This is a genomic window from Corallococcus caeni, assembly GCF_036245865.1.
In the GTDB taxonomy this organism is placed as follows: Bacteria; Myxococcota; Myxococcia; order Myxococcales; family Myxococcaceae; genus Corallococcus; species Corallococcus caeni.
The window spans coordinates 402000-422782 of sequence record NZ_BTTW01000004.1 but is presented as its reverse complement, the minus strand read 5'-3'; the positions used below and the strand labels follow the sequence as shown (position 1 = coordinate 422782).

Genomic DNA, 20783 nt, shown 5'->3' with positions numbered 1-20783 from the left:
AGTCCGGGCGTTGTCCTTTGTGAAGCCTGGGGGGATGGGATGGCAGGCGCCGCGCCTGTTAGGCTGCTGTTCATCCTCACATGACTACCCTGCTCTTCGCCGCGGCGACGGACCCTGGCCTGCTCCCCGGCAATCTGATCTGGATCCTTCTCCTTCTCTTCGGCCTCTTCAAACACCGCGAGGCACTTCGAGAAGCCTCCACGAACCGCAAGGCGATCTATTCGCTGGTGGTCGTGGAGATCGCCGCGCTGGTGATGCTCGTCTCAAGCTTGATCACGCCCGTGCTCGACTTCCCTTTCCGGGCCGTCCTGGTGCCCCTGGTCACGTTCGTCCTCTTGCTGCTGGGACTGTTCCTCGCCGTCACCAGCCTGCTGGAGCTCCGCTCCGACAAGGAACGGCGGCTGAAGGGACGCACGCACGCGGGGTGGGCCGTCGCGCTCTCGGTCCTCCTCCTCGGCGGCATGGGGTTTGGCTTCTTCAACGCCCTCTCACGGCGGGATGAAATCCCCGCGGATTTCCGGGCGGAGAAGCCCGACGAAGGCATCCGTGACGAGGAGTTCAACTTTGCCTTCCAGCATCCAGGCAGCCCCTGGATAACGATGAACGCCCCACGGCTCAACAAGCTTGCGAAGTTCGCCATGGCGCGCGGTGGCAAGGCCCAGATGTTCTTCATCATCATCCCGGAGAAGTCCGCGGACGGAGAAGCCCCTGGCGGTGAGGACAGCACCGAGCTGATCGCTGACGTGGTGGCCGCCAACCTCGAGAGCGGCCTGGGCGCGGTCGAAAAACTGTCGCGCGAACCCCATGCCGTCGGTGCGCTCAAGGGCATCCGCATGCGCACCCGCGCCCATCACAAGCAGATGCCGCTGACGTACGTGCAGTGGGTCTACTCGCACGAAGGATACGCCTATCAACTCATGGCGTGGGGCAGCACGAAGGACGAGAAGGAGCTCTTCGAGGAGGCGGACCGCCTGTTCTCGCGCTTCTCCATGGTGGATCCCCAGCGCAAGTCCGCCCCCGCCGCGGCCGCAAGCCCCCTGACGGGACAGTCCACGGAGTATGGCTACTCCGTCGAATTGGACGGGCGGCTCTGGGAACGGCCCAACAACCTCGCGACGGAGTTTCCCGAAGCGGACTTCGGCGCGGTTGGAGACAACACCAGCATGCTCGTCGTCCCCATCTGGCTCTTCGGGGAGGAGCCCTCTCCGGACGCCCTGGCCCACGGCCTGCTGAACGTCCTCGCCGTCGACTCTGACGAAGCCACGGTCCGCAATGCCCGCGAGATCACCTCGGACAAGCTCTCGGGCCGGGCCTTCACCTACGAGACCCAGAACGAAGAGGGAGCGGTCGACGAGTACGAGCTGCGCGTGTTCCGGGATGGGGACATGGCGTACCTGCTCGCCGGATGGTGGGCCAAGAACCAGCCCACGCTGGGCACCCGGGTCCGCTCGGCGCTGGATGCCGTCAAGCTCAGCGCCCCTTCGACGGCGCCCCGCTCCGCGGCGGTGGGCAAGGCCTCCGCGACCACTCACGCGAAGGTCTTCGACAGCATCGCGCGGTACTACTCGGACCGGGATGACTTCGCCTCGGCCCTGCCCTGGTTCAAGCGCGCCTTCGAACTGGAGCCCGGAGAGCCGATGCTGCTCGTCAACGCCGTGGCCGCGTACAGCGGCGCAGGGCGGTACGAGGAGGGGCTTACGCTCATCAACGCCCACGCGAAACGGTTCCGGGGGGAGCTGCGGCTGGAGTCCTGGCGGGCCTACCTGCTCGTGCGCAGCGGCCGCGAGGCCGAGGGGTTCCAGGCCTACGCCTCGGTTTTTCCATCCCGCCTCACCAACGAGTCCCACCTGCGTCGGTATCTCTCGCTGCTCGAGGAGAAGGGCCGCGTCGCGCAGGCGCTCCAGGTCATCCAGCAGTACCGGAAGCGAGCCGACTCGACGGGCGCCACGCTCATGCACGCGGACATCCTGCGGCGCAAGGGCGCCCCCGCGCAGGCCGCCGCCCTCCTGGGTCAGCGGCAGAAGCGCGAGGGCTACACGCTGGAGGTCTCCGAAGCCCTGGTGGACACGTGGTTGGAGGCCAGGAAGCCCAAGCTCGCCCTGGAGGTCGCCGAGCAGATGGTGAGCAGGTCGGCGCAGTCCTCCAGGAGCTACCAGGTCCGGGCCCGCGCCGAGTACGCGCTCAAGCGCTATGCGGAGGCCAAGTCCTCCCTGGAGAAGGCGCTCGAGCTGGAGCCCTCCTCCGCGGACACGCGCCAGTTTCTGGAGCATGTGTCCGGCACGCTGGGCCAGGGGGTGAACTCCGTGCTCAAGACGCCCATCGAGGAGGTCGCGCTGCCAGCGGAGCTGCTGGCCCGGAGTGACAAGCCCGCCAAGGCGCCGGGCCACAATGGCCAGTACCTCCTGCGGGCCACCGCCATCTCCTTCGTGAAGGGAAAGGAGCTGCGCACCACCGACCTGCGCCGGGTCCAGGTGCACAACGCGGCGGGCGTGGAGCGCTTCAACACCTTCGAGTTCGAGCTCAACCCGCTGTCCGAGGAGATCTTCGTCAACCGGGTGGAAGTCCGGGATGAGCGGGGCCGCGTGGTGGCCAGGGGCAAGGTGGAGGACTGCTACGTCTCCGACAAGGCCTCCGCGCAGCAGGGCACCCAGCGCCGCACCCTGGTGGTGCCCGTGCCGGGCCTGAAGCCCGGGCACACCGTCGACGTGGTGGTCACCCGGCGCGACCTCACGCCGCCGCGGGCCATGCGCTTCCTCGAACATGACTTCTTCGCGAGCATCCCCACGTCACACGCCGTGCTCTACGTCCGCGGCGACGTGGACGCGATGCAGTGGCGAGCCTCGCCCGGCCTCAAGCCCCTCCAGACGCCCGATGCATGGACCTTTGTCGTCGAGCAGCCCGCCCTCTACCGCGAGGAGGGCATGCAGCCCGACTACCAGGAGTACCTGCCCATGGCGTGGCTCGCCCCCGTCGGCACGACGTGGGAGGCCGAGGGGACCGACTACCTGAAGTCCATCGCCGCGCAGCTCGCGCCCGTGGCCACCGTGAAGGCGCTGGCCGCCAAGGAGGGGGGTACGTCCAAGGATGAGGCGACGCGTGCCGCCGCGCTGGCCCGCTGGGTCCAGAAGAGCCTGACGTACCGGGGCATCCTCTTCGGCGCCCGGGCCCGCATTCCGCACGCCGTGGACGAAATCCTCGGCAACCGCACCGGCGACTGCAAGGACCACTCGCTCCTCTTGCACCAGCTGCTCGGCGCCGCCGGGATTGCCTCGCAGCTGGCGCTCGTGCGGACGGGCGGCCCCGTCGTCGCGGACACGCCCTCGTTGGACCAGTTCGACCACATGGTCGTCTACCTGCCGACGGTGGGCGGGGGCACCTTCGTGGACGTGACGAACAAATCCATCGCGCCCATGAACAGCGCGGAGATTGGATTGGGCGGCCGGGAGGCGTTGGTGCTGGATGGCACGAAGTCCCGGCTCGTGCGCATTCCCGAGCCCTCCCAGAGCCAGGTCCGCGCCGAACGCCATGTCCGCCTCCAGGGGACGACGCTGCACGTGAAGGAGCAGGTGACGCTGACGGGAGGCCTTGCCTCCGCCCTGCGCTACTACCTCTCCAGCGAAGAGCCCTCCGAGCGCGCGGAGCTGATGGCCTCCGTGATGGGAGGCACCCGGGCGGGCGTGAGCGTCACCACCCTGGAGGCCCCCGACCTGGAGGAGCCCGAGCGCCCGCTGGCCTTGAACATCGAATATGTCATGCGCGGCCGCTTCGCCTCCGCGGGCGGCGGCATCGTGGGGCAACTGCCCTCGCCCTGGGAGCACAACTTCCTCAGCCTCCGGGAGACGGAGCGACGCGACTCTCCCTTTGAAATGAGGGCGCCCCTCGTCATCGAGAGCGTGACCCATTTCGAGGTGCCCTCGGGCCAGGACCTCACGGCGCAGGACCTGAAGGAGCGCTCCGGCACCACGGACTACGCGGAGTGGAAGCTGGCGTCCCGGCTGGCGGATGGCGTGCTCACGCAGGACTTCCGCATCCAGCGGGCGAAGGGGCGCTACGAAGCCTCCAGGTACACGGCGTACAAGGACGCCGTGCAGGCCGCGCTCGGGGCCCTGGAGCAACGCGTGTCCCTGCGTGGGCCTACGTCCGCGGCCGTCCAGGAGTAGGCCGACGTGCAAACGGCAGGAAGTCCGAGCCGGATTCCCTGCCCTGCACGCCGGAGACGTCAATCCCTTGCATCCCTCCTGCATCGTTTGCGCGGCCGGGAACTCCTGGAGAAGCCCTCTTCCGGGCGCAGGGAGCCCCTATGCGCAATCCGTCGAAATCCACCGCAGCCGTGGCTGTCCTTCTCGTGGGCCTGCTCCTGGGGGGCCCTGCCGCCGCGCATGATGCGCTGCGCGAGCGGATTGAAGCCTTCGTGCGCGCGGAGCAGAAACGGCAGGGAGTGCCCGGCCTCGCCGTGGGCGTCGTGAGTCACGGGCGGGTCGTGTTGGCGAAAGGGTATGGCTTCGCGAATCTGGAGCACCAGGTCCCCGTGGAGGCGGACACCCTCTTCCAGTCCGGCTCCGTGGGGAAGATGTTCACCGCGATGGCGGTGATGCTCCAGGTGGAGGCCGGCAGGGTGGTGCTGTCCGACAGCATTACCAAGTACTTCCCCGACGCGCCCGCGACGTGGCGGCCCATCACGGTGCGCCACCTGCTGACGCACACCTCCGGCGTCGGCGACATCTACGACGTGCTCGACCTGCGGCAGGACTACACGGACGCGGACTACCGGCAGATTGCCTATGGGCGCCCCCTCCAGTTCCCCGCCGGCCTGCGCTGGAACTACAGCAACACGGGCTACGTCCTGCTGGGCATCCTGGTGAACCAGGTCGCGGGCACCTCCTACGTCAACGTCCTGGGGTCGCAGGTCTTCCGGCCCGCGCACATGTCGACCGCGCGAGGCATCAGCGAAGAGGACGTCATCCCGAACCGAGCGGCCGGCTACAGCGTGGTCGACGGCGTGGTGAAGAACCAGAAGTGGGTTTCGCCGTCGTTGAATCGCAACGCGGACGGTTCGCTCTACTTCTCCTTGAAGGACGTGCTGGCCTGGGACGCCGCCGTGGATCAGCGGGCCATCCTGGGCCGGGGGAGCTGGCAGCAGATCCTGTCACCCGTGAAACTCAACAGCGGGGCCTCCTATCCGTATGGCTTTGGCTGGATGCTCCAGGAGCGCGCGGGCAAGCCGCTGCATCAGCACACCGGTGGTTGGCAGGGCTTCGTCTGCGTCTACTCCCGGTTCCTTGGGGACGAGCTGTCCATCGTGGTGTTGATCAACTCCAACACCGCGAACCCCACGGCGTTCTCGGACGGGATCGCGGCCCTCGTGAACCCCGCGCTCGCGGTGCCGCCCCTGGCGCCCATTCCCGACCAGGAGCCGGCGATGACGGCGCGGTTCACGGCGATGCTCGAACAGCTCCGCAACGGGACGCTGGATCCGGCAGACTTCGCGTACCTGCCGAGCTGGTTCTTCCCGGAGGCCGTGCCTTACTACCAGGACCTGTTGCAGGACCTGGGGCCGACGGGGCCGCTCGTCCTGGTGAAGCGCGAGGTGCTGGGCGATGACCGCGTCTACACGTACCTGGTGAAGTTCGGGACCGCGACCTGGCGCTACAAGGTAAGCATCATCCCGGATGGCCGCGTGACGAACCTCGGCCTGGCTGAGAACTGAACCAACCGGCGGGGCGGCGGCGCATAGGATGCGCCGACATGGACTTCCAGGCGCGACTCGAGGCGCTCACGCACCAGCTCCGGCCCTGGTCCCCGCTCTGGTCCCACTCCATCCTCCAGGGCTGGCCGGGGTCCGGCGCCGCCTATCCCGAGGACTGGCGGGCCTATACCCGGTCGCTCGATGAAGCGGGCGAGCGGCTGCTGGACCAGGGGGTGCTCGTGGGCGTTCCGCCTCCGTCCCTGGACGCGCTCCTGGGCGCGCTCCAGGAGCTGACGACGCTGCCGTGGCACGAGGGCCTTCACCCGCTGACGGTGACGGAGACGCAGGGGCTCAGCGCAAAGAAGACCCACGAGCTAGAGCGGGTGCTCGCCCTGCTCGCGCCGAGAACGCGCTTCGTCCGCCAGGCGGTCGATATCGGCGGGGGCATGGGACATCTGGCCCGCCTCTGTGCGCGGACGTTCGGGTGGACCTTCCACAGCATCGACCGGGACGCCGCGTTGCAGGACAAGGGTCGACGGTGGCTGGCGAGACAGGGCGGGGACACCGTGAGTTTCATCCAGGCCTCCGTCGAGGACGGGCTCCAGCCGGGGATTGATCCGCTCTTCTCAGGCCGGGATCGGGCTTCCATCGGGCTGCACACCTGCGGGCCGCTCGCCCTCACGCAGCTGCGCAAGAGCCAGGAGGCGGGCTTCGTCCTGAACATCGGCTGCTGCTACGACAAGCTGGAGGCCCCGCGGGACTACCCCGTCTCCCGCTTCGGGGGCGCACATCCGCTGCCCTTCACCCCGCATGCCCTGGCGCTGACGACGCGGGGACGGCATCACAAGTCCGAGGCGGAGTTCGCACGGATGAAGCGGGTGTACGCGTGGCGCTTCGCGTTCGATCTCCTGACGAGGCAGCGCTTTCCCGAGCGCGGCTTCGTGCGGGCCGGGGACGCGCCCCGAGCGCTCTATGACGGACCCTTCGCCGTCTACGCGCGCGACCGCCTGGAGCGCCTCGGCCTTGAACCCGGCATGACGGACGCAGAGCTGGAGGACTTCGAGGTGTCCGTTCGCGCCGAGACACGTGACCTCTTGCTCTGCCATCTGCTGCGGGATCGCTTCGCGAGGGCGTTGGAGGTCGTGCTCCTGCTCGATCGCGCGCTCCTCCTGGAGGAACTGGGCTTCCAGGTCGAGCTCCTCCAGCTCTTCGACCCGCGCCTGTCTCCGCGCAACCTCGCGCTCATCGCGTCGCGGAGCGCTTGAGCACGTGCCGGGCCGGTCGCGCCCCCTGCGGAGTCACCCGGTGAAGACGCCCCAGCAGAGGTCGTTCCGCGCCCGCTGGTCTTCCAGGACGAGTTCACGGAGAGAGGTGGGAATCCGCTTCCGCTGCCATCCGATTTCCTTCAGACGGGCCGCTTCCGCGTCACCCTCGGCGACCGACGCGGTGGCGGCCCGGAGGGCGTACGCCGCCGCGCCCAGGTAGTGCGCGGCGACATGGGCAACGGCCACCGCCTGGCCTGCCGCGAGCGCGGCGAATCTGGCCGGGTCAGGCAACCCACGCCCCGCGGCGTTGGCCACGAACGCGGTTCTGTGGGCCTCACGCATCGGCACCTCGCCCCGGATCCACGCCCGTCCCACGGCGATGGCGTCACGGGGGCGCGTGTCCTTGGGGCATGCGTTCTCAAAGAACGGCAGGACGTGCTCCGCGCAGACGGCGGCCCACTCCGCGAGCAGGTGGTGGTCCTCGTCGGTCAGGCTCCCGCCACGACGAATCGTGATCAACCGAGGGTCGCGCTCTTTCGGCAGGATCGGCATGGACAGATTTTCGCTCAGCCTGCTCGCCGGCGCGATGGGATCGTCGATCGACGGCACACGTGGACCTGCGTCGATGCTTGAATATCGAAGCGGGCACGGGGTGACGCCCTCGGCCCATCCCTCCCCTCACCCGCCCCGCTCCGTTCCTATCTTCAAGGCCCAGGGCTCGCGGGTGCCTCCTCCCGGCATCGCGCGGGGCCACCCCGGGCAGGCAAGCCGCGTTACGGTGCGCTGAAGCCTTGAATGGACTCCGGGAGGCCTGTCGCCACGGGAGGCGCGCCATGAGCACCGGAGCATCCATCCCCAAGCCCGCCGACGCGGTCCCCCGCTACGTGCTGCAAGGCCGGGTGGTCACCCTCAACTCCCAGGACGAAGTGCTGGAGCAGGGGCGCGTCCTCGTGCGCGGCAGCCGCATCGTCGCGGTCGAGCCGTCGGGCGGCCCCCTCCCCGAGGCCTTCCGGGACGCGCCCCTCATCGACACCCAGGGGACGCTGTACCCGGGGCTCATCGACCTGCACAACCACTTCGTCTACGACGTGCTGACGCTGTGGCGGGTGCCGAAGCGATACCTCAATCGCACGCAGTGGCCGCGCCACGCGGACTACGCCCCGCTCATCTCCCTGCCGGTCCGCGTGCTCGGCGGGCAGGCGCCTTCGGCCCGCGCCATCGTCCGCTACATCGAAGCCAAGGCGCTGCTGGCTGGGACCACCACCGGCCAGGGGATCCGGACCCGGGTGTCCGGCGGAGAGGCCCTCTTCCGGGGCGCCATGCGCAACATCGAGGAGCCCCGCGACGACCACCTGCCCGCGGGCAGCACCCGCGTGATGGACCTGCATGACGACGCCGAGGACATCGAGTCTTTCCGCGACGCGCTGGACTCCCACGCCGCGTACTTCTACCACCTGGGCGAAGGCGTCGATGACTACGCCCACCGCCGCTACCTGGACCTGGCGGGCCATGACCTCATCCAGCCGTCACTGGTTGGAATCCACAGTCTGGGATTGCAGCGCCCGGAGCTGGACCGGATGGCCGGCAGTGGCGCCAAGGTCGTGTGGTCCCCCTTCAGCAACCTCTTGCTGTATGGGCAGACCTTGCAGGTGTCGGACCTGCTCGGCGCGGGCGTGACGTTCTCGCTCGGCTGTGATTGGTCCCCCACCGGCAGCAAGAACCTCCTCCAGGAGCTGAAGGTCGCCCGCCACGAAGCGGCGCGACAGGGCGCGTCCCTGTCCTCACGGGCCCTGGTGCGCTCGGTGACGGCGGACGCCGCCCGGGTCGCGGGCTGGCAGACCCAGGTGGGCACCCTGCGCGCCAACGCCCTCGCGGACCTGCTGGTCATCGCGGGCACCGGCGGCGACCCCTACGACACGTTGATCTCCGCCACGGAGAAGCAGGTGCGCCTCGTCACCGTGGATGGCGTTGCCCGCTTCGGAGACCGCGCGCTGATGGAGCCGCTCGCCTTCGACCCGACCCATCCCTCCGAGACCTGGACCGTCGACGGCGCCGAGAAGGCCTTCTACCTGTGGGCGGAGGACTCCCCCCTCAACGACCTGGGCTTCGAAGCGGCGCGCGCCCTCCTCGAAGAGGCCATGGCGGACCTGCCGGACTTCCAGCGGCGGATGGAGCTCGCGGAGCGCGAAGGCGTGGGCCCCGCGCCCTTCACGCTCGTGCTCGACAATGAGCCGCAGGACGTCTTCGCCACCGGGCCCGAGTCCTCCGCGTTCGTCACCGACGTCCACCGCGTCGCCGGACGCATCACGCTCGACGCCCCCACCGTGGGCGGGCCGGACTACTGGGAGCTGCTGGCCGCACAGAACAACCTGGATGACACACTCAAACAACAACTGCGGCAGGACTATGCGTGAAGGACGCCCGGAGCGGAGCCCCCTCCCTTCCCGGCCAGGAAATAAATGCCCCTGACGGCGTAACCCCGGTGCGGCGGCGGCACCGGACAGGCCGGAAGGGACATCTCGAATGAATCACAGCGCGCGGAAGGCTGGGTGGGCGGCACTGCTGGCGGGTGCCCTGCTCGTAGGCGGTGGGGCCTGCGGGGGCGACGACGGGCCCTCGGATGGCAACCCATCCCCGGATGGGGGGACGCAGACGGACGCGGGCACGCAATCCGATGCCGGCACGAAGCTCCCCGCCGAGGAAGGCCGGGCGCTCGCGGTGTCCAACGGTGGCCTGGTCGTGGTGGGCTCCACCGAGGCGAACCTGGCCACCACGGGCGTGGACCTGCTCGTGCGGCGCTACACCGCAGCCGGTGAGGTGGACACGACGTTCGGCACGCAGGGTTCCGTGGTGCTCGACTTCGAGGGTCCCGCCAAGGGCCCCATCTCCGGCCAGCGGGAGCAGGATGACCGCGCGGACACGGTGGCGGTGCTCGCGGATGGCAGCCTCCTGGTCGCGGGCTTCGCGCGGGGCGGCAGCGCTTCGGATTCACGCGACTTCGCGGTGGTGAAGCTCAAGGCCAATGGCCAGCTGGACACGGGCTTCAACAAGACGGGCAAGTCACGCCTGCACTTCGGCGAGGAGAACGCCGTCAACTTCGTTGGCACGATCCGCAGCCTCCTGCCTCTGAACGACGGCCGCTTCTACGTCGGCGGCTTCCTGACCAAGTCCGACGGGCTCGACGAGGACTTCGCGCTGATCCGCTACAACGCGGACGGTTCGCTGGACACGACGTTCAAGTCCGCGGGCAGTCCATCCGGCAGCTGGATTGGCGGCGCGTACACGAACGCCGAGTCCGTGCAGGGCATGGTGCTCCAGGGCTCCAACGTCGTCCTGGGTGGGGGTGACGACTTCGCGGCCGTGCGCATCACGTCCAGCGGCAGCCAGGACCTGACGTTCGGCACCTCCGGTCTCGCGAAGAGCGAAGGCGGGCAGGCCCACGCCCTGGTGGCCCGGCCCAATGGCGGCTTCCTGCTCGCGGGCGAGCGGCAGGACGTGCAGGTGGGCGGCACGAAGCACGGCGTGCTCAAGCTCGTGGCGTACACGGCGGACGGCAAGCCGGACGTCACCTTCGGCCCCGGGGGAGTGCGGGAGTTCACCGCGCCCGCGGGCGTGCTCGGCGTGGTGGACGTCAGCGGCCTGCGCGTCCAGGCCGACGGGAAGGTCCTCGTCTACGCGGACGTGTACGCGAAGCCCGTGCTCTTCCGGCTCCAGGCCAACGGCGACCTGGACACGTCCTTCGGCACGGACGGCATGGTGCGCTGGCCCGAGACGCAGGTGCCGGTGCCGCTGTTCATCCGCTCCACCACCGGACCGAAGCTGGCCATCCTGGGCGACAAGGCCTTCGTGACGGACGCGAACATCTACTCGGCCGGGTTCTTCCCCGATGAAGCCCGGGTGCTGTTGAAGAGCACCGGGCTGTAGGCAGCCCAACGCGCCCACCCCGCAGGCGCGCCCGTCTGCCTCAATGCATCCGCACCTTCACGCTCATGCGCCCCCTGGGGATGTTCAGCGTCGACCTTGGCTCCGGGGCTGGGGGCGTCGCCGTGTGGAAGGGGCCCGCCGCGGGAGCCCGGGGCGGAGGCGTGAAGGGAGCGCCCCGGGCATCGTCACGGTGATTGGCGTCGTAGCGCTGGCGCTTCGCCGCGTCACCCAGTTCCTCGTACGCGGCCTGGATGCGCAGGAAGTGCTCCGTGGATTCAGGCCGGGGGTCCAGGTCCGGGTGGTACTGCCGCACCCGTCGCAGGTAGGCGCGCCGGATGTCGCGTGCCTCTGCGGTCGTCTCCACGCCAAGCACCGCATACAGGTCCACCATGGACCGGAACCTGGAGACGGTGCGCGCGCACGGCAAACGGGCCGCGAGGCTCAATCATCCGTCCGGTCCCTCACGTCCGGCGCGTCGATGCGAGCCTGGAGACCGCGTGCGCGCGGGCCCGCCCAGGCCCGCGCGCATCCTTTCAACAGGTGCTTAGCGATCCGGGCGCTGCGTCACCCGGATGGCATTGATGAGCGGCACTCCGAAGCCCTCACGCGGAACCAGCCGCAGGTTGAGCTGGCCGTCGGTGACGGTGAGGAAGAAGCTGTGATCATCCGCCGTCAGCTGCCCCACCTCGTTGGCGATGTCATGCGCCGGCAGCACCAGCTGGGTCTCCGCCACCACGTCGTAGACGCGTCGCAGGCGCGGCTGGTCCTGGATCTCCGCGAAGCGCAGCTCCAGCTGGTACACGCCCGCGGGCAGGTTGTCGAAGCGGTACTCGACGAAGCCCCGCCGTCCACGCTGGTAGAGCGGATCCTCCACCGTTCCAGCGATGGGGCGGTTCGTCGCGACCCGCTCCGAAGGATCCAGGTAGCCCCAACCATTCTGGCGGTAGCGCTGGTCCGCGGCCCACCTGTCCCCGAGCCGGTCGACATACGGGGCGCCGCCCGCGTTCACCGCCTGCTGGTAGGCCGGGACGAGGAGGCTGACCCGGACCTGCAGCAGCGGCTGCCGCCCGCTGTTGGTCCGGACGAACAGCGTGGCCTGGTAGATGCCCGGCGCCAACCCGGTCGTATCGACCGTGACCGCGACGTCCTGATGCTGGCCGGGGGCCAGGGTGCCTCGCTGGGGCCGCTCCGACAGCCAGGGCACGTCCGTGAACGCCGGCACGCCGCTCTCCAGCAGGTACACCTGCCGGGTGCCCTGGGCCACCATCCACAGGTTGCCGTGCTCATCCATCTCCAGGCCTCCACCGTTGAAGCCCGGGGTCGGGTGCGCCAGCGTGTTCAGCACGGTGCAGGTGGCGGGGTTGAGCTCGTAGAGCGTGTCCGTGGGGCTGTTCGTCGCCGCCCAGAGCACTCCGAACGAGCCGTTCCAGGCCAGGCCGGAGATGGCGCTGTCCGGGGGGCTGCACTGCCCGATGACCGCGCCCCGGTCCGGATGGGAGAGGCCCTGGACGTGGTAGATGATGCCTTCGTTCCAGCCACCCACGTAGAAGGTGTCGTCATCCGGGCGGTAGGCCAGGCCCCGCTGGGAGATGCCCGTCCACGGGAACGCGCCGGTGATGGAGTCCATCTCCACGCCCGTGAGCGGGTCCCAGCAGTGGATGCCATTGTCCCCGCCCACGGCCAGCTGGCACATCCATCCACGCGTGGCGTCGTAGGCCATGTCCGCGGGCCACTCGCCCGACCAGGGCGTCGCCCAGGTCAGCCCCGTGGCCGCGCCCGCCACGGTGAACTCGTGGTTGAAGCGCTGGGCCGCATCCGAAACCCAGACGTTCTGCGTGTAGCCCACGCCCCAGGGCACGTCGAGCCCGGTGGCGGGCCAGCTCTTCAGCACGTCCCCGGCCAGGCTCGCGGACCAGCCGGGCGTGGCCGTAAGGCCCAACTGCCGCCGCGCGGTGCGGCCGTTCGGTTCAGCCTTCGCGTCGCGGACCCGCGTGTGCAGCGGCGTGGGCCGCATCTGCTCGCCACCCGCCTCGGCCATCTCCCACCGCAGCGGCGCCGAGCCGGTGTTGCTCAGCGTCAGCGTGCGGACCCGGCGCTGCCCCGGCGGGACGATGAGCTCCAGCACCTGGGGCGAGACCGCGGCGCGGGCGGTGCGCAGCGCCCAGTCGCGGTTCACGACCTCGTCATCCACCAACAGCCTGACGCCGCCGGACTGCGTCTCATAATTGACCGCGGACACCGCGAGCCCGTACGTCCCCAGCGGTAGCTGCATGCGGTAGCGGCCCTGCGCGTTCGTCGTGACGCTCCGGAACACGCTGTTCCCCCGCAGGGCGCGCACGGTGGCGTCCGCGACAGGCAGCCCGTCATTCGCATCCGTCACCACGCCCTGCACGAAGCCGCTGGGCGGCAGGTCGAAGCGGATGGCCCGGTCCGAGCTCAATGAGGGCATGTTGAACGACGTCATGAGCGCGGTGGTGCCGGACTCGTTCTCGATGCCCACCGTCGCCGAGCCGCCCTGCTCCAGCGCGCTGTTGGCGTCGATGTCGCGGTACTGCATGAGCACCGCCCCGTTCTCGGAGAGCACGACCTCGAAGCTCACGCGCTGGCTCTGGTCCGTGAGGAAGGCGACGTTGCGCCACTCGATGACGAACTCGCGGGCGGGCGCCACGCCCCGTTCGAGGATCCGGACGCTGGCCGCCGCGTCCACGTAGAGGTCGTCCCAGAGCGCGTAGATGGCCGCGTTGGGGACCGCGACGTCCGGTATCGGGGTGTTGCTGAAGTACGCGTTGTGCTCGAGGAAGTTCAGCGTGCCATTGGTCGAAACGAAGACCTTGTCGTACGTCTGCCCGTAGAAGGTGAACGGGAAGGGCAGCGGCAGTTCGATGGATGCGTCGTCCCCCGACAGCGGGACGACCGTGGTGGCGTCGACGTAGCTGGGGCTCTGGACGCGGCAGAAGTAGCCGAACGCGTCCGACCGGCCGCTCAGCGCGAAGTCCAGCGTCTCGTCGCCGTCCACGGTCAGCGTGCGCGTCAGCGGCTCGAAGCACCCGCCCGCCTCCACCTGGACGTCATACGTGCCCTCCGGCACCTGTTCGAACCGGTAGCGCCCGTCCGGACCGGTGATGGCGGGCGGCAGCGGCGTGCCCAGCACGGTGACCGTGGCGCCGGGCACCGGCGTGCCCGACGGGTCCGTGACGCGGCCCGCGACGGCGTGCGAGGGCACCTGGGCCAGGGAGAAGTCCTGGGTGACGGTGCCCCCCTCGCTCACCACGACCCCGGTCACGGTGACCGGCGCGCGGCCGAACAGGGTGGCGGACACCGTGTAGGTGCCCACGGGAAGCACGAGGGAGTAGCGCCCCACGTCGTCCGTCACCGTCGTCCTCTCGCTGGGCCCCGTCACGTCGATGCGGACCCCTGGGAGCGCGGCGCCCGTCTCCGGGGCCGTGGCAACGCCCGTGAGCAGCCCCGTCGGTCCGCGCGGAGAGAGCTCGACGGCGCGGAAGGCATCCAGGGTCCCTTCGCCCCAGACGTTGTTGTCGCCGGGCGCGCCCCCGCAGCTGAGGTCTTCCCGGTCCACCGCCGTCGCGTCCAGCAGCGCGCGCGTGGCGGCCACGTCCCCCATCAGCGAGGGGGCCGCCGACCACATCAGTGCGACCGTGGCCGCGACGTGGGGAGCGGCCATGGAGGTGCCGCTCCAGGCCTCGTAGCCCCCACCTGGGACGCTGCTGCGCACGTTCACGCCCGGCGCCGCGACGTCCGGCTTGGTGATGCCGCCAAACGCCGAGGGACCCCGGCCGGAGAACGGCGCGATGGCGTCATTGATGTCGAACGCGCCCACGCTGTAGGACTCCGGATAGGCGCCGGGGATGCCGGAGGTGCCGCACCCCAGCTCGCCCTCATTGCCATTGGAGAAGACCGGAAAGATGCCGGCGGCGATCCAGGTCTGCACGATGGGCTGGAAGACCGGATCCGTGGGCCCGTCCCCCCAGGAGTTGTTGATGATCTGGGGCCGCAGCTCCGGGCGCGGGTTGTTGCCCGTCAGGTCCGTGGGAGCCAGCATCCACTGCGCGGCAGCCAGCAAGGCGGACGTGGAGCAGCTCAAATCCTCGCACCCCTTGGCGGTCATCCACCGCACACCCGGTGCCACGCCAATCTGGTTCTCTCCCGGATCGCCGTCGTCGCCCACCATGGTGCCCATCGTGTGCGTGCCGTGCCCCACGTTGTCACAGGGTGTCAGCGACGGGCTGCCGCACACCTGGGACGGGTCGAACCAGTTGTAGTTGTGGTCCACGGTGCCGTCCGGCAGGCGCCCCCGGTACTGGCGGGCCAGCGCGGGATGGTCGAACTGGGCGCCGGTGTCGATGCTGCCCACGGTGATGCCCTCGCCGCGGGTGCCCAGGGACGCCCAGACCTCCGGGGCCCTGACCCGGGCGATGTTCCACTCGATCGCGGTGGGGTGGACCGTGGGGCCGGGGAGGGGCTTGGGAATCTGGAACCGCACGTCCCGCACCACCCGCTCGACGTCGGGGTGCTGGGACAGCGCCTTGGTGGTGGTGGCGTCCGCGTCCACCCGGATGGCATTGATGATCCAGGCGGACTGGTACTTCAATCCGCGGCGGGTCAGCTCGTTGCGCAGGTTCGTCTGACTGTCCTGGGCCACTGTCTGCAATTGATGGGTGACGAAGCGGCCCCGGGCGGCCCAGTCCTTGATTCCAGGGGCCGCGCTCAGGTCCGCCTTCTGCCGGAGCACCAGCCAGACGGCGTTGCGCTGGCCCGAAGGAGGCTCATGGGCAGACGCCCCCGCTGGCGGCACCTGGGACGAAGGGGCTGCGGCGAGGAGCGGCACCGAGGCGAGCACGACCAGGGCGAGCGCGAGCGCACCCCAGCCCTTGGGGTGTCGAATGAAGGCTTTCATGGCGGGTCCTCAGTCGGCGCCCACGGGCTGGGCAAGCCGGAGCGATTGGGTTGACACTGACGACGCCGTGATTTGCGCTGACAGACGCAGCGCGGCCATTGTTCGTTGGAAGGGCGGATGGACCGACTGGTGAACAGCCCTGGAGTGCGACAGGGATTGCCGAGGGGATGGACCGACGCGCTACAGGATGACGATCTTGTCGTACATGACGTCCGCGCCTGAGTTGCTTCCCATGCTCAACTGGGTGCCATTCCGGTCACGGGTTTCGACGAGTGCCTTTCCCTGGGTGATGTTGTTCAGGTCCCCACCCACGCTCACGTAATCACAGTCCTTCAACTCCTTGGCCAGGAGGTTCTCCTTCTTGTTGAGAAGGTGGGTGAAGGCATGCAACTCGCCGTGAGGGCCATACTTCACGGTGAGGAGGTTCTGCCGGGTGTCCTTGCCCACGCTCAGCAGGCTCGCTTCCAGGCTGACGCCAGGGGCGGGGTTCTGGGTGTTGAGGAAGAGGTACCCCATCAAGGCATGGACGCCCAGGCCCGAGTCGTCGGTCCCGTCGGCCTTCGGCTTGCCCGCATTGACGACCTTCAGGTCGTAATTCAGCGCCTGCGTCTTGGCGCCGTGGACGTTGACGGAGCTTTCGGAGATGCGGCGGATCTGCGTCCAGTCCGTCGGATCCTGCGCGACCTGGAGGACCAGGTCGAGGATGCCCTCGTGGATCGCGAGCGTGCATTCTCCGACGACCACCAGGACGTTGCCCTGCTGCGCGCTGGCGAGCGTCATCAGCGCGTTGAGCTCTCCCGGCAGGTTCTTCAGATAGGCCGCACGGTGGTCGTGGATCGCCAGGGTGGACTTTTCGGGGCTGGTGCCCCCGGTTCCGAAGACGGGCAGGTGAAAGCCCGGCTGGGAGCCGTAATTCCAGGCAGTCCGGGTGGTGGTGTGCTGATTCCCGTGCTCCAGGGAATGATAATAGACAAACAAGGGCGGACAGCCCTTGGTGGAGAAGCTGGCGACGAAGCCCGCGTGATCGCTGAAGACGCTGGTCTCGAACTTCGGCTGGACCTGATACAGCATCTGGATCGTCGTGTCGTCGTCGGTCACATTCCGGGTCACGAGCTGCTTGGAGTTGTTCGTCTGGGTCGTGAAGTCCATCAGGTGACTGAGCGTCTTCTGCTTGTTCCTGTAGACATTCTTCCCCTTCAAGAGCGGGAGCAGGACCTGCTTGGGTGCGAGGCTGTCGAAGTTGCTGACGGCTCCGGTGTTGATGTCGAGCAGGCGCCGGTAGTCGACGTTGTATTTCTTGAAGAGTGCTTCCAGGAGTTGGAGCTTGGTGGGGACGTCGGTGTTCATCCCGATGATGGCGTTCGCAGCGGCGTGAACGACCTGCAGGCTTTCGTCGCGGAGAACGGCGTAGCAGCGCTCGATTTCATCCATGGCCTGCTGGAAGCGCTCGGCCGTCTGCCGGCTCTTCTCGAGCACGCCCTCGAGCTCCGGGCCATAGGGTTCCTCCTCTTCCTTTTCGATGGATTGCGCGGCCTCGAAAAGGGCCCACAGCTGCTGGCTGTAGGACTCGGTGAGGTCCGCCATCTTCAAGCCGATGGCCCTGGGGATCCTCGCGCGCTCCACGAGGAACCCGAGCTTGGGCACGCCGTTCGGGAGGGGGTTGTTCTGCTTGATCTGCTGAGCCTGTTTGTCGAGCCGGTCCTTGAGGATCTTGTAGGAGCTTTCGGTCAGCGGCTTGGTGGACTTCGCGCTCCCTGACATGCCCTTGAGGAAGGTCGCCGTCGGCGCCGACGGGTTCGTGAGGCTGGAGGATTGGGGCAAGGGCTTCACGGGCATCAGGGCCTCCTTCGCGGCTTCAAGAGGAAGAGGGAGCATGACTCTGGCGAAGCACGAGCAACCGGAGTTCCGTCATGTCCTCGATGGCGTACCTTACGCCCTCGCGGCCCAGCCCGGAGCCCTTCACGCCGCCGTAGGGCATGGTGTCCACCCGGAAGCTGGGCACATCACCGACGACGACCCCGCCCACCTCCAGCTCGTCCCAGGCCCGCATCGCGCGTGACAGGTCCTGCGTGAAGAGGCCCGCCTGGAGGCCGTACCGGCTGGCGTTCACCCGGCGCAGCGCCTGGTCGAAGTCGCGGAACGGCTGGAGCAGCACCACGGGACCGAAGGCCTCCTCCGCGCACAGCGCCGCGTCCTCGGGGACGCCCTCCAGCACCGTGGCCTCCAGCAGCGCGCCGCGCCGCCCGCCTCCGGTCAGCACCCGGGCTCCGCGCGCCACGGCCTCTTGAATCCATCCCTCCAGCCGCCGCGCCGCGGGCTCGTCAATCAGCGGTCCGAGCGTGGTGGACTCGTCCCTTGGATTACCCGCGCGCAGGGCCCGCGCCCTCGCAACAATCCGCTCCCGCAGGGCGTCGTACAGCGACTCGTGCGCGAGCACGCGCTGCACCGAGATGCAGCTCTGCCCCGCCTGGAAGAAGGCGCCCTGGGCGATGCGCTCCGCGACGAAGTCCAGGCGCTCCGCCTGGTCCGCGTCCACCACGCAGGCGGCGTTGCCGCCCAGCTCCAGCACTACCTTCTTGCGGCCGGCGCGGGCCTTCAGGTCCCAGCCCACCTTCTCCGAGCCGGTGAACGACAACAGCTTCAACCGGTCGTCCTCGATGAAGGGGCCCACGTCCTCCAGGCACGTGGGCAGCACCGAGAAGGCGCCTTCCGGCAGGGCCGTCTCCGCGAGCACCTCCGCCATGAGCAGCGCGCTCACCGGCGTGCGGTCCGACGGCTTGAGCACGAAGGGGCAGCCCGCGGCGATGGCGGGCGCCACCTTGTGCGCCACCAGGTTGAGCGGGAAGTTGAACGGCGTGATGAACGAGCACGGCCCCACCGGCACGCGCTGCGTGAAGCCCCGGTAGCCCGCCGTGCGCTGTGACACCTCCAGGTTGAGGACCTCGCCACCGCCGCGCACCGCCTCCTCCGCCGCCGCCTTGAAGGTCTCGATGAGCCGGACGACCTCCGCCCGCGCGTCGCGCAGCGGCTTGCCCGCCTCGATGCAGAGCGCGAGCGCGAACTCCTCCGCGCGCTCCTGGAAGCGGCGCACGCAGTGCTCCAGCACCTGCTGCCGCGCGTAGGGCGCCAGCTTGCGCATGGGCTCTGCCGCGCGCACCGCCGCGGCGATGGCCTCCTCCACGGCGGCCGCGTCGGCGACGGCGACGCGCGTGACGACCTCTCCCGAATATTTGTCGGTGACGGCCAGCTCCGCGTTGGGCTGCCTCGGGCGGTTGGCCAGATAGTACGGGTAGCGCTCAGCCAGCATGGGGTGCCTCTCCTTCGCGTGGGTGTCCATGGCTCACGACTCCACCAGTGCGCCGGCACCGAGCGCCTGCGCGGTGTCCGTGTAGTCGATGGGCAGGTCGATGACGTGCACGCCGCCCGACTCCAGGCAGCGGGTGAGCGTGGCGCCGAACTCGGTGGCGCTCGCCGGGCGGTGTCCGCGTGCACCGTAGGCTTCCGCGTAGCGGACGAAGTCCGGGTTGCCCAACGTCATCCCGAAGTCGGGCAGGCCCAGCTCCTCCTGCTTCCAGCGGATCATCCCGTAGCCGTCGTCGCGCACCACGACCACGGTCAGGTCGAGCTTCAGCCGCACCGCCGTCTCCAGCTCCTGCGAGTTCATCATGAACCCGCCGTCACCGCAGACGGCCACGACCTTGCGCCGGGGATGGACGAGCTTCGCGGCGATGGCGGACGGCAGGCCCGCGCCCATCGTCGCGAGCGCGTTGTCGAGCAGGAGCGTGTTGGGCCGGCGGCAGCGGTAGTAGCGGGCGAACCACAGCTTGTACATGCCGTTGTCCAGGCACACGACGCCGTCGTCCGGCATGGCGCGGCGCACCTCCGCGACGAGCCGCGCGGGGTAGATGGGGAAGCGGTCGTCACCGGCGCCGCTCACGAACTGCGCGTCGAGCCCCGCGCGCGAACGCTCGAAGGGCGTGAAGTCCCAGTGCGAGCGCGGGCCCACGCCCTCCGCGATGCGCCACACGGCGTTGGCCAGGTCTCCCGTCACCTGCACCTGCGGGAAGTACACGGGGTCGACCTCCGCGGAGGAGAAGTTCAGGTGGATGACCGTGCGGCGGCCGTCGCGCATGACGAACGGGGGCTTCTCGATGACGTCATGGCCCACGTTGAGGATGCAGTCCGACGCCTCGATGGCGCGGTGGACGAAGTCGCCGTCGGACAGCGCCGCGGTGCCCATCCACAGCGGGTGCGTCTCATCCACCACACCCTTGCCCATCTGCGTGCTGAAGAAGGGCAGGCCCACGCGGTCCACGAACGCGCGGAGCATCTCCGACGTCAGCTTGCGGTTGGCCCCCGCGCCAATCATCAGCAGCGGACGGCGCGCCGACGCGAGCGCCTCCACCGCCTGCGCGATGGCGCCCTCGTCCGCCACGGGCCTTCGCGGGAGGCCCGGCGACAGGGGCACGGCGTCGGTGGACTCGCGCGCCACGTCCTCGGGCAGCTCCAGGTGGGTGGCGCCGGGGCGCTCCTCCTCCGCGCGGCGGAAGGCCTCGCGGACCGCGGAGGGGACGTGCTCCGCGGAGACGAGCGTGCGGGTGGACTTGGTGAGCGGCCGCATCATCCCGACGACGTCGACGATCTGGAAGTGCCCCTGCTTGCCCGCCTTGATGGGCTTCTGCCCGGTGAGCATCACCATGGGCATGGCGCCGAGCTGCGCGTACGCGGCGGCCGTGACGAGGTTGGTGGCTCCCGGCCCCAGCGTCGCCAGACACACGCCCGCGCGTCCGGTGAGCCGTCCTTGCGTGGCGGCCATGAACCCGGCCGCCTGCTCATGGCGCGTGACGACCAGGCGCATGCCCGCGGCGCGCATGGACTCGAGCAGGTCCAGGTTCTCCTCTCCGGGGAGTCCGTAGACACAGCGGACGCCCTCGGCTTCGAGCGCCTTCACGAACAGATCCGATGCCTTCATGGGGTGCCTCTCCTTCGTGGC

The 20783-nt window shown here is 69.2% G+C and carries 11 protein-coding genes; 5 read left to right on the top strand and 6 right to left on the bottom strand.

Going from position 1 to position 20783, the window contains the following annotated elements; translation table 11 throughout:
* Positions 1–80 precede the first annotated feature (80 nt).
* The 3 genes from AABA78_RS19930 to AABA78_RS19920 all read left to right on the top strand — a co-directional run bounded on the left by AABA78_RS19930 (position 81) and on the right by AABA78_RS19920 (position 6951).
* Complete coding sequence (locus tag AABA78_RS19930) at positions 81–4160, top strand: DUF3857 domain-containing protein (protein ID WP_338264718.1); 4080 nt, start codon at positions 81–83, stop codon at positions 4158–4160.
* Positions 4161–4330: 170 nt separating this feature from the next.
* Complete coding sequence (locus tag AABA78_RS19925; RefSeq protein ID WP_338264717.1) at positions 4331–5707, top strand: serine hydrolase domain-containing protein; 1377 nt, start codon at positions 4331–4333, stop codon at positions 5705–5707.
* 38 nt (positions 5708–5745) lie between these two features.
* Entirely contained in the window at positions 5746–6951 is a 1206-nt protein-coding gene (locus AABA78_RS19920; RefSeq protein WP_171413591.1) for a methyltransferase, read from the top strand.
* 33 nt (positions 6952–6984) lie between these two features.
* Here the strand turns inward: AABA78_RS19920 and AABA78_RS19915 are convergent, their stop codons facing one another.
* Positions 6985–7560, bottom strand: coding sequence for a putative immunity protein (locus AABA78_RS19915; protein ID WP_338264714.1), 576 nt, complete (start codon positions 7558–7560; stop codon positions 6985–6987).
* A gap of 224 nt (positions 7561–7784) precedes the next feature.
* On the opposite strand from AABA78_RS19915, the gene AABA78_RS19910 reads away from it, so the two are divergent.
* A complete protein-coding gene (locus AABA78_RS19910) occupies positions 7785–9365 on the top strand; it encodes an amidohydrolase family protein (RefSeq protein ID WP_338264713.1) in 1581 nt (526 codons plus the stop codon).
* A 109-nt stretch (positions 9366–9474) separates the two neighbouring features.
* Positions 9475–10875 (top strand): NHL repeat-containing protein, encoded by a 1401-nt coding sequence (locus AABA78_RS19905; protein ID WP_338264712.1) that lies wholly within the window; start codon positions 9475–9477, stop codon positions 10873–10875.
* Between the two features lie 40 nt (positions 10876–10915).
* On the opposite strand, the gene AABA78_RS19900 is transcribed toward AABA78_RS19905, so the two are convergent.
* The 5 genes from AABA78_RS19900 to AABA78_RS19880 all read right to left on the bottom strand — a co-directional run bounded on the left by AABA78_RS19900 (position 10916) and on the right by AABA78_RS19880 (position 20762).
* A complete protein-coding gene (locus AABA78_RS19900; protein ID WP_338264710.1) occupies positions 10916–11266 on the bottom strand; it encodes a J domain-containing protein in 351 nt (116 codons plus the stop codon).
* A 153-nt stretch (positions 11267–11419) separates the two neighbouring features.
* Complete coding sequence (locus AABA78_RS19895; RefSeq protein ID WP_338264709.1) at positions 11420–15790, bottom strand: S8 family serine peptidase; 4371 nt, start codon at positions 15788–15790, stop codon at positions 11420–11422.
* Positions 15791–15970: 180 nt separating this feature from the next.
* On the bottom strand, positions 15971–17626 hold the full coding sequence (locus tag AABA78_RS19890) for a hypothetical protein (protein WP_338264708.1): 1656 nt from the start codon (positions 17624–17626) through the stop codon (positions 15971–15973).
* Positions 17627–17645: 19 nt separating this feature from the next.
* The gene (locus AABA78_RS19885; RefSeq protein ID WP_338264706.1) at positions 17646–19097 is read right to left on the bottom strand and encodes an aldehyde dehydrogenase family protein; all 1452 of its coding nucleotides are present in this window, start codon (positions 19095–19097) and stop codon (positions 17646–17648) included.
* Positions 19098–19130: 33 nt separating this feature from the next.
* Complete coding sequence (locus tag AABA78_RS19880; RefSeq protein ID WP_338264704.1) at positions 19131–20762, bottom strand: acetolactate synthase large subunit; 1632 nt, start codon at positions 20760–20762, stop codon at positions 19131–19133.
* Positions 20763–20783: the final 21 nt, after the last annotated feature.

What these genes read in the sequence shown, in the direction of transcription:
- AABA78_RS19930 (WP_338264718.1), top strand. Translation starts at nt 81, where the DNA reads ATGACTACCCTGCTCTTCGCCGCGGCGACGGACCCTGGCCTGCTCCCC.
- AABA78_RS19920 (WP_171413591.1), top strand. Translation starts at nt 5,746, where the DNA reads ATGGACTTCCAGGCGCGACTCGAGGCGCTCACGCACCAGCTCCGGCCC.
- AABA78_RS19910 (WP_338264713.1), top strand. Translation starts at nt 7,785, where the DNA reads ATGAGCACCGGAGCATCCATCCCCAAGCCCGCCGACGCGGTCCCCCGC.
- AABA78_RS19905 (WP_338264712.1), top strand. Translation starts at nt 9,475, where the DNA reads ATGAATCACAGCGCGCGGAAGGCTGGGTGGGCGGCACTGCTGGCGGGT.
- AABA78_RS19900 (WP_338264710.1), bottom strand. Translation starts at nt 11,266, where the DNA reads ATGGTGGACCTGTATGCGGTGCTTGGCGTGGAGACGACCGCAGAGGCA.
- AABA78_RS19895 (WP_338264709.1), bottom strand. Translation starts at nt 15,790, where the DNA reads ATGAAAGCCTTCATTCGACACCCCAAGGGCTGGGGTGCGCTCGCGCTC.
- AABA78_RS19890 (WP_338264708.1), bottom strand. Translation starts at nt 17,626, where the DNA reads ATGCCCGTGAAGCCCTTGCCCCAATCCTCCAGCCTCACGAACCCGTCG.
- AABA78_RS19885 (WP_338264706.1), bottom strand. Translation starts at nt 19,097, where the DNA reads ATGCTGGCTGAGCGCTACCCGTACTATCTGGCCAACCGCCCGAGGCAG.
- AABA78_RS19880 (WP_338264704.1), bottom strand. Translation starts at nt 20,762, where the DNA reads ATGAAGGCATCGGATCTGTTCGTGAAGGCGCTCGAAGCCGAGGGCGTC.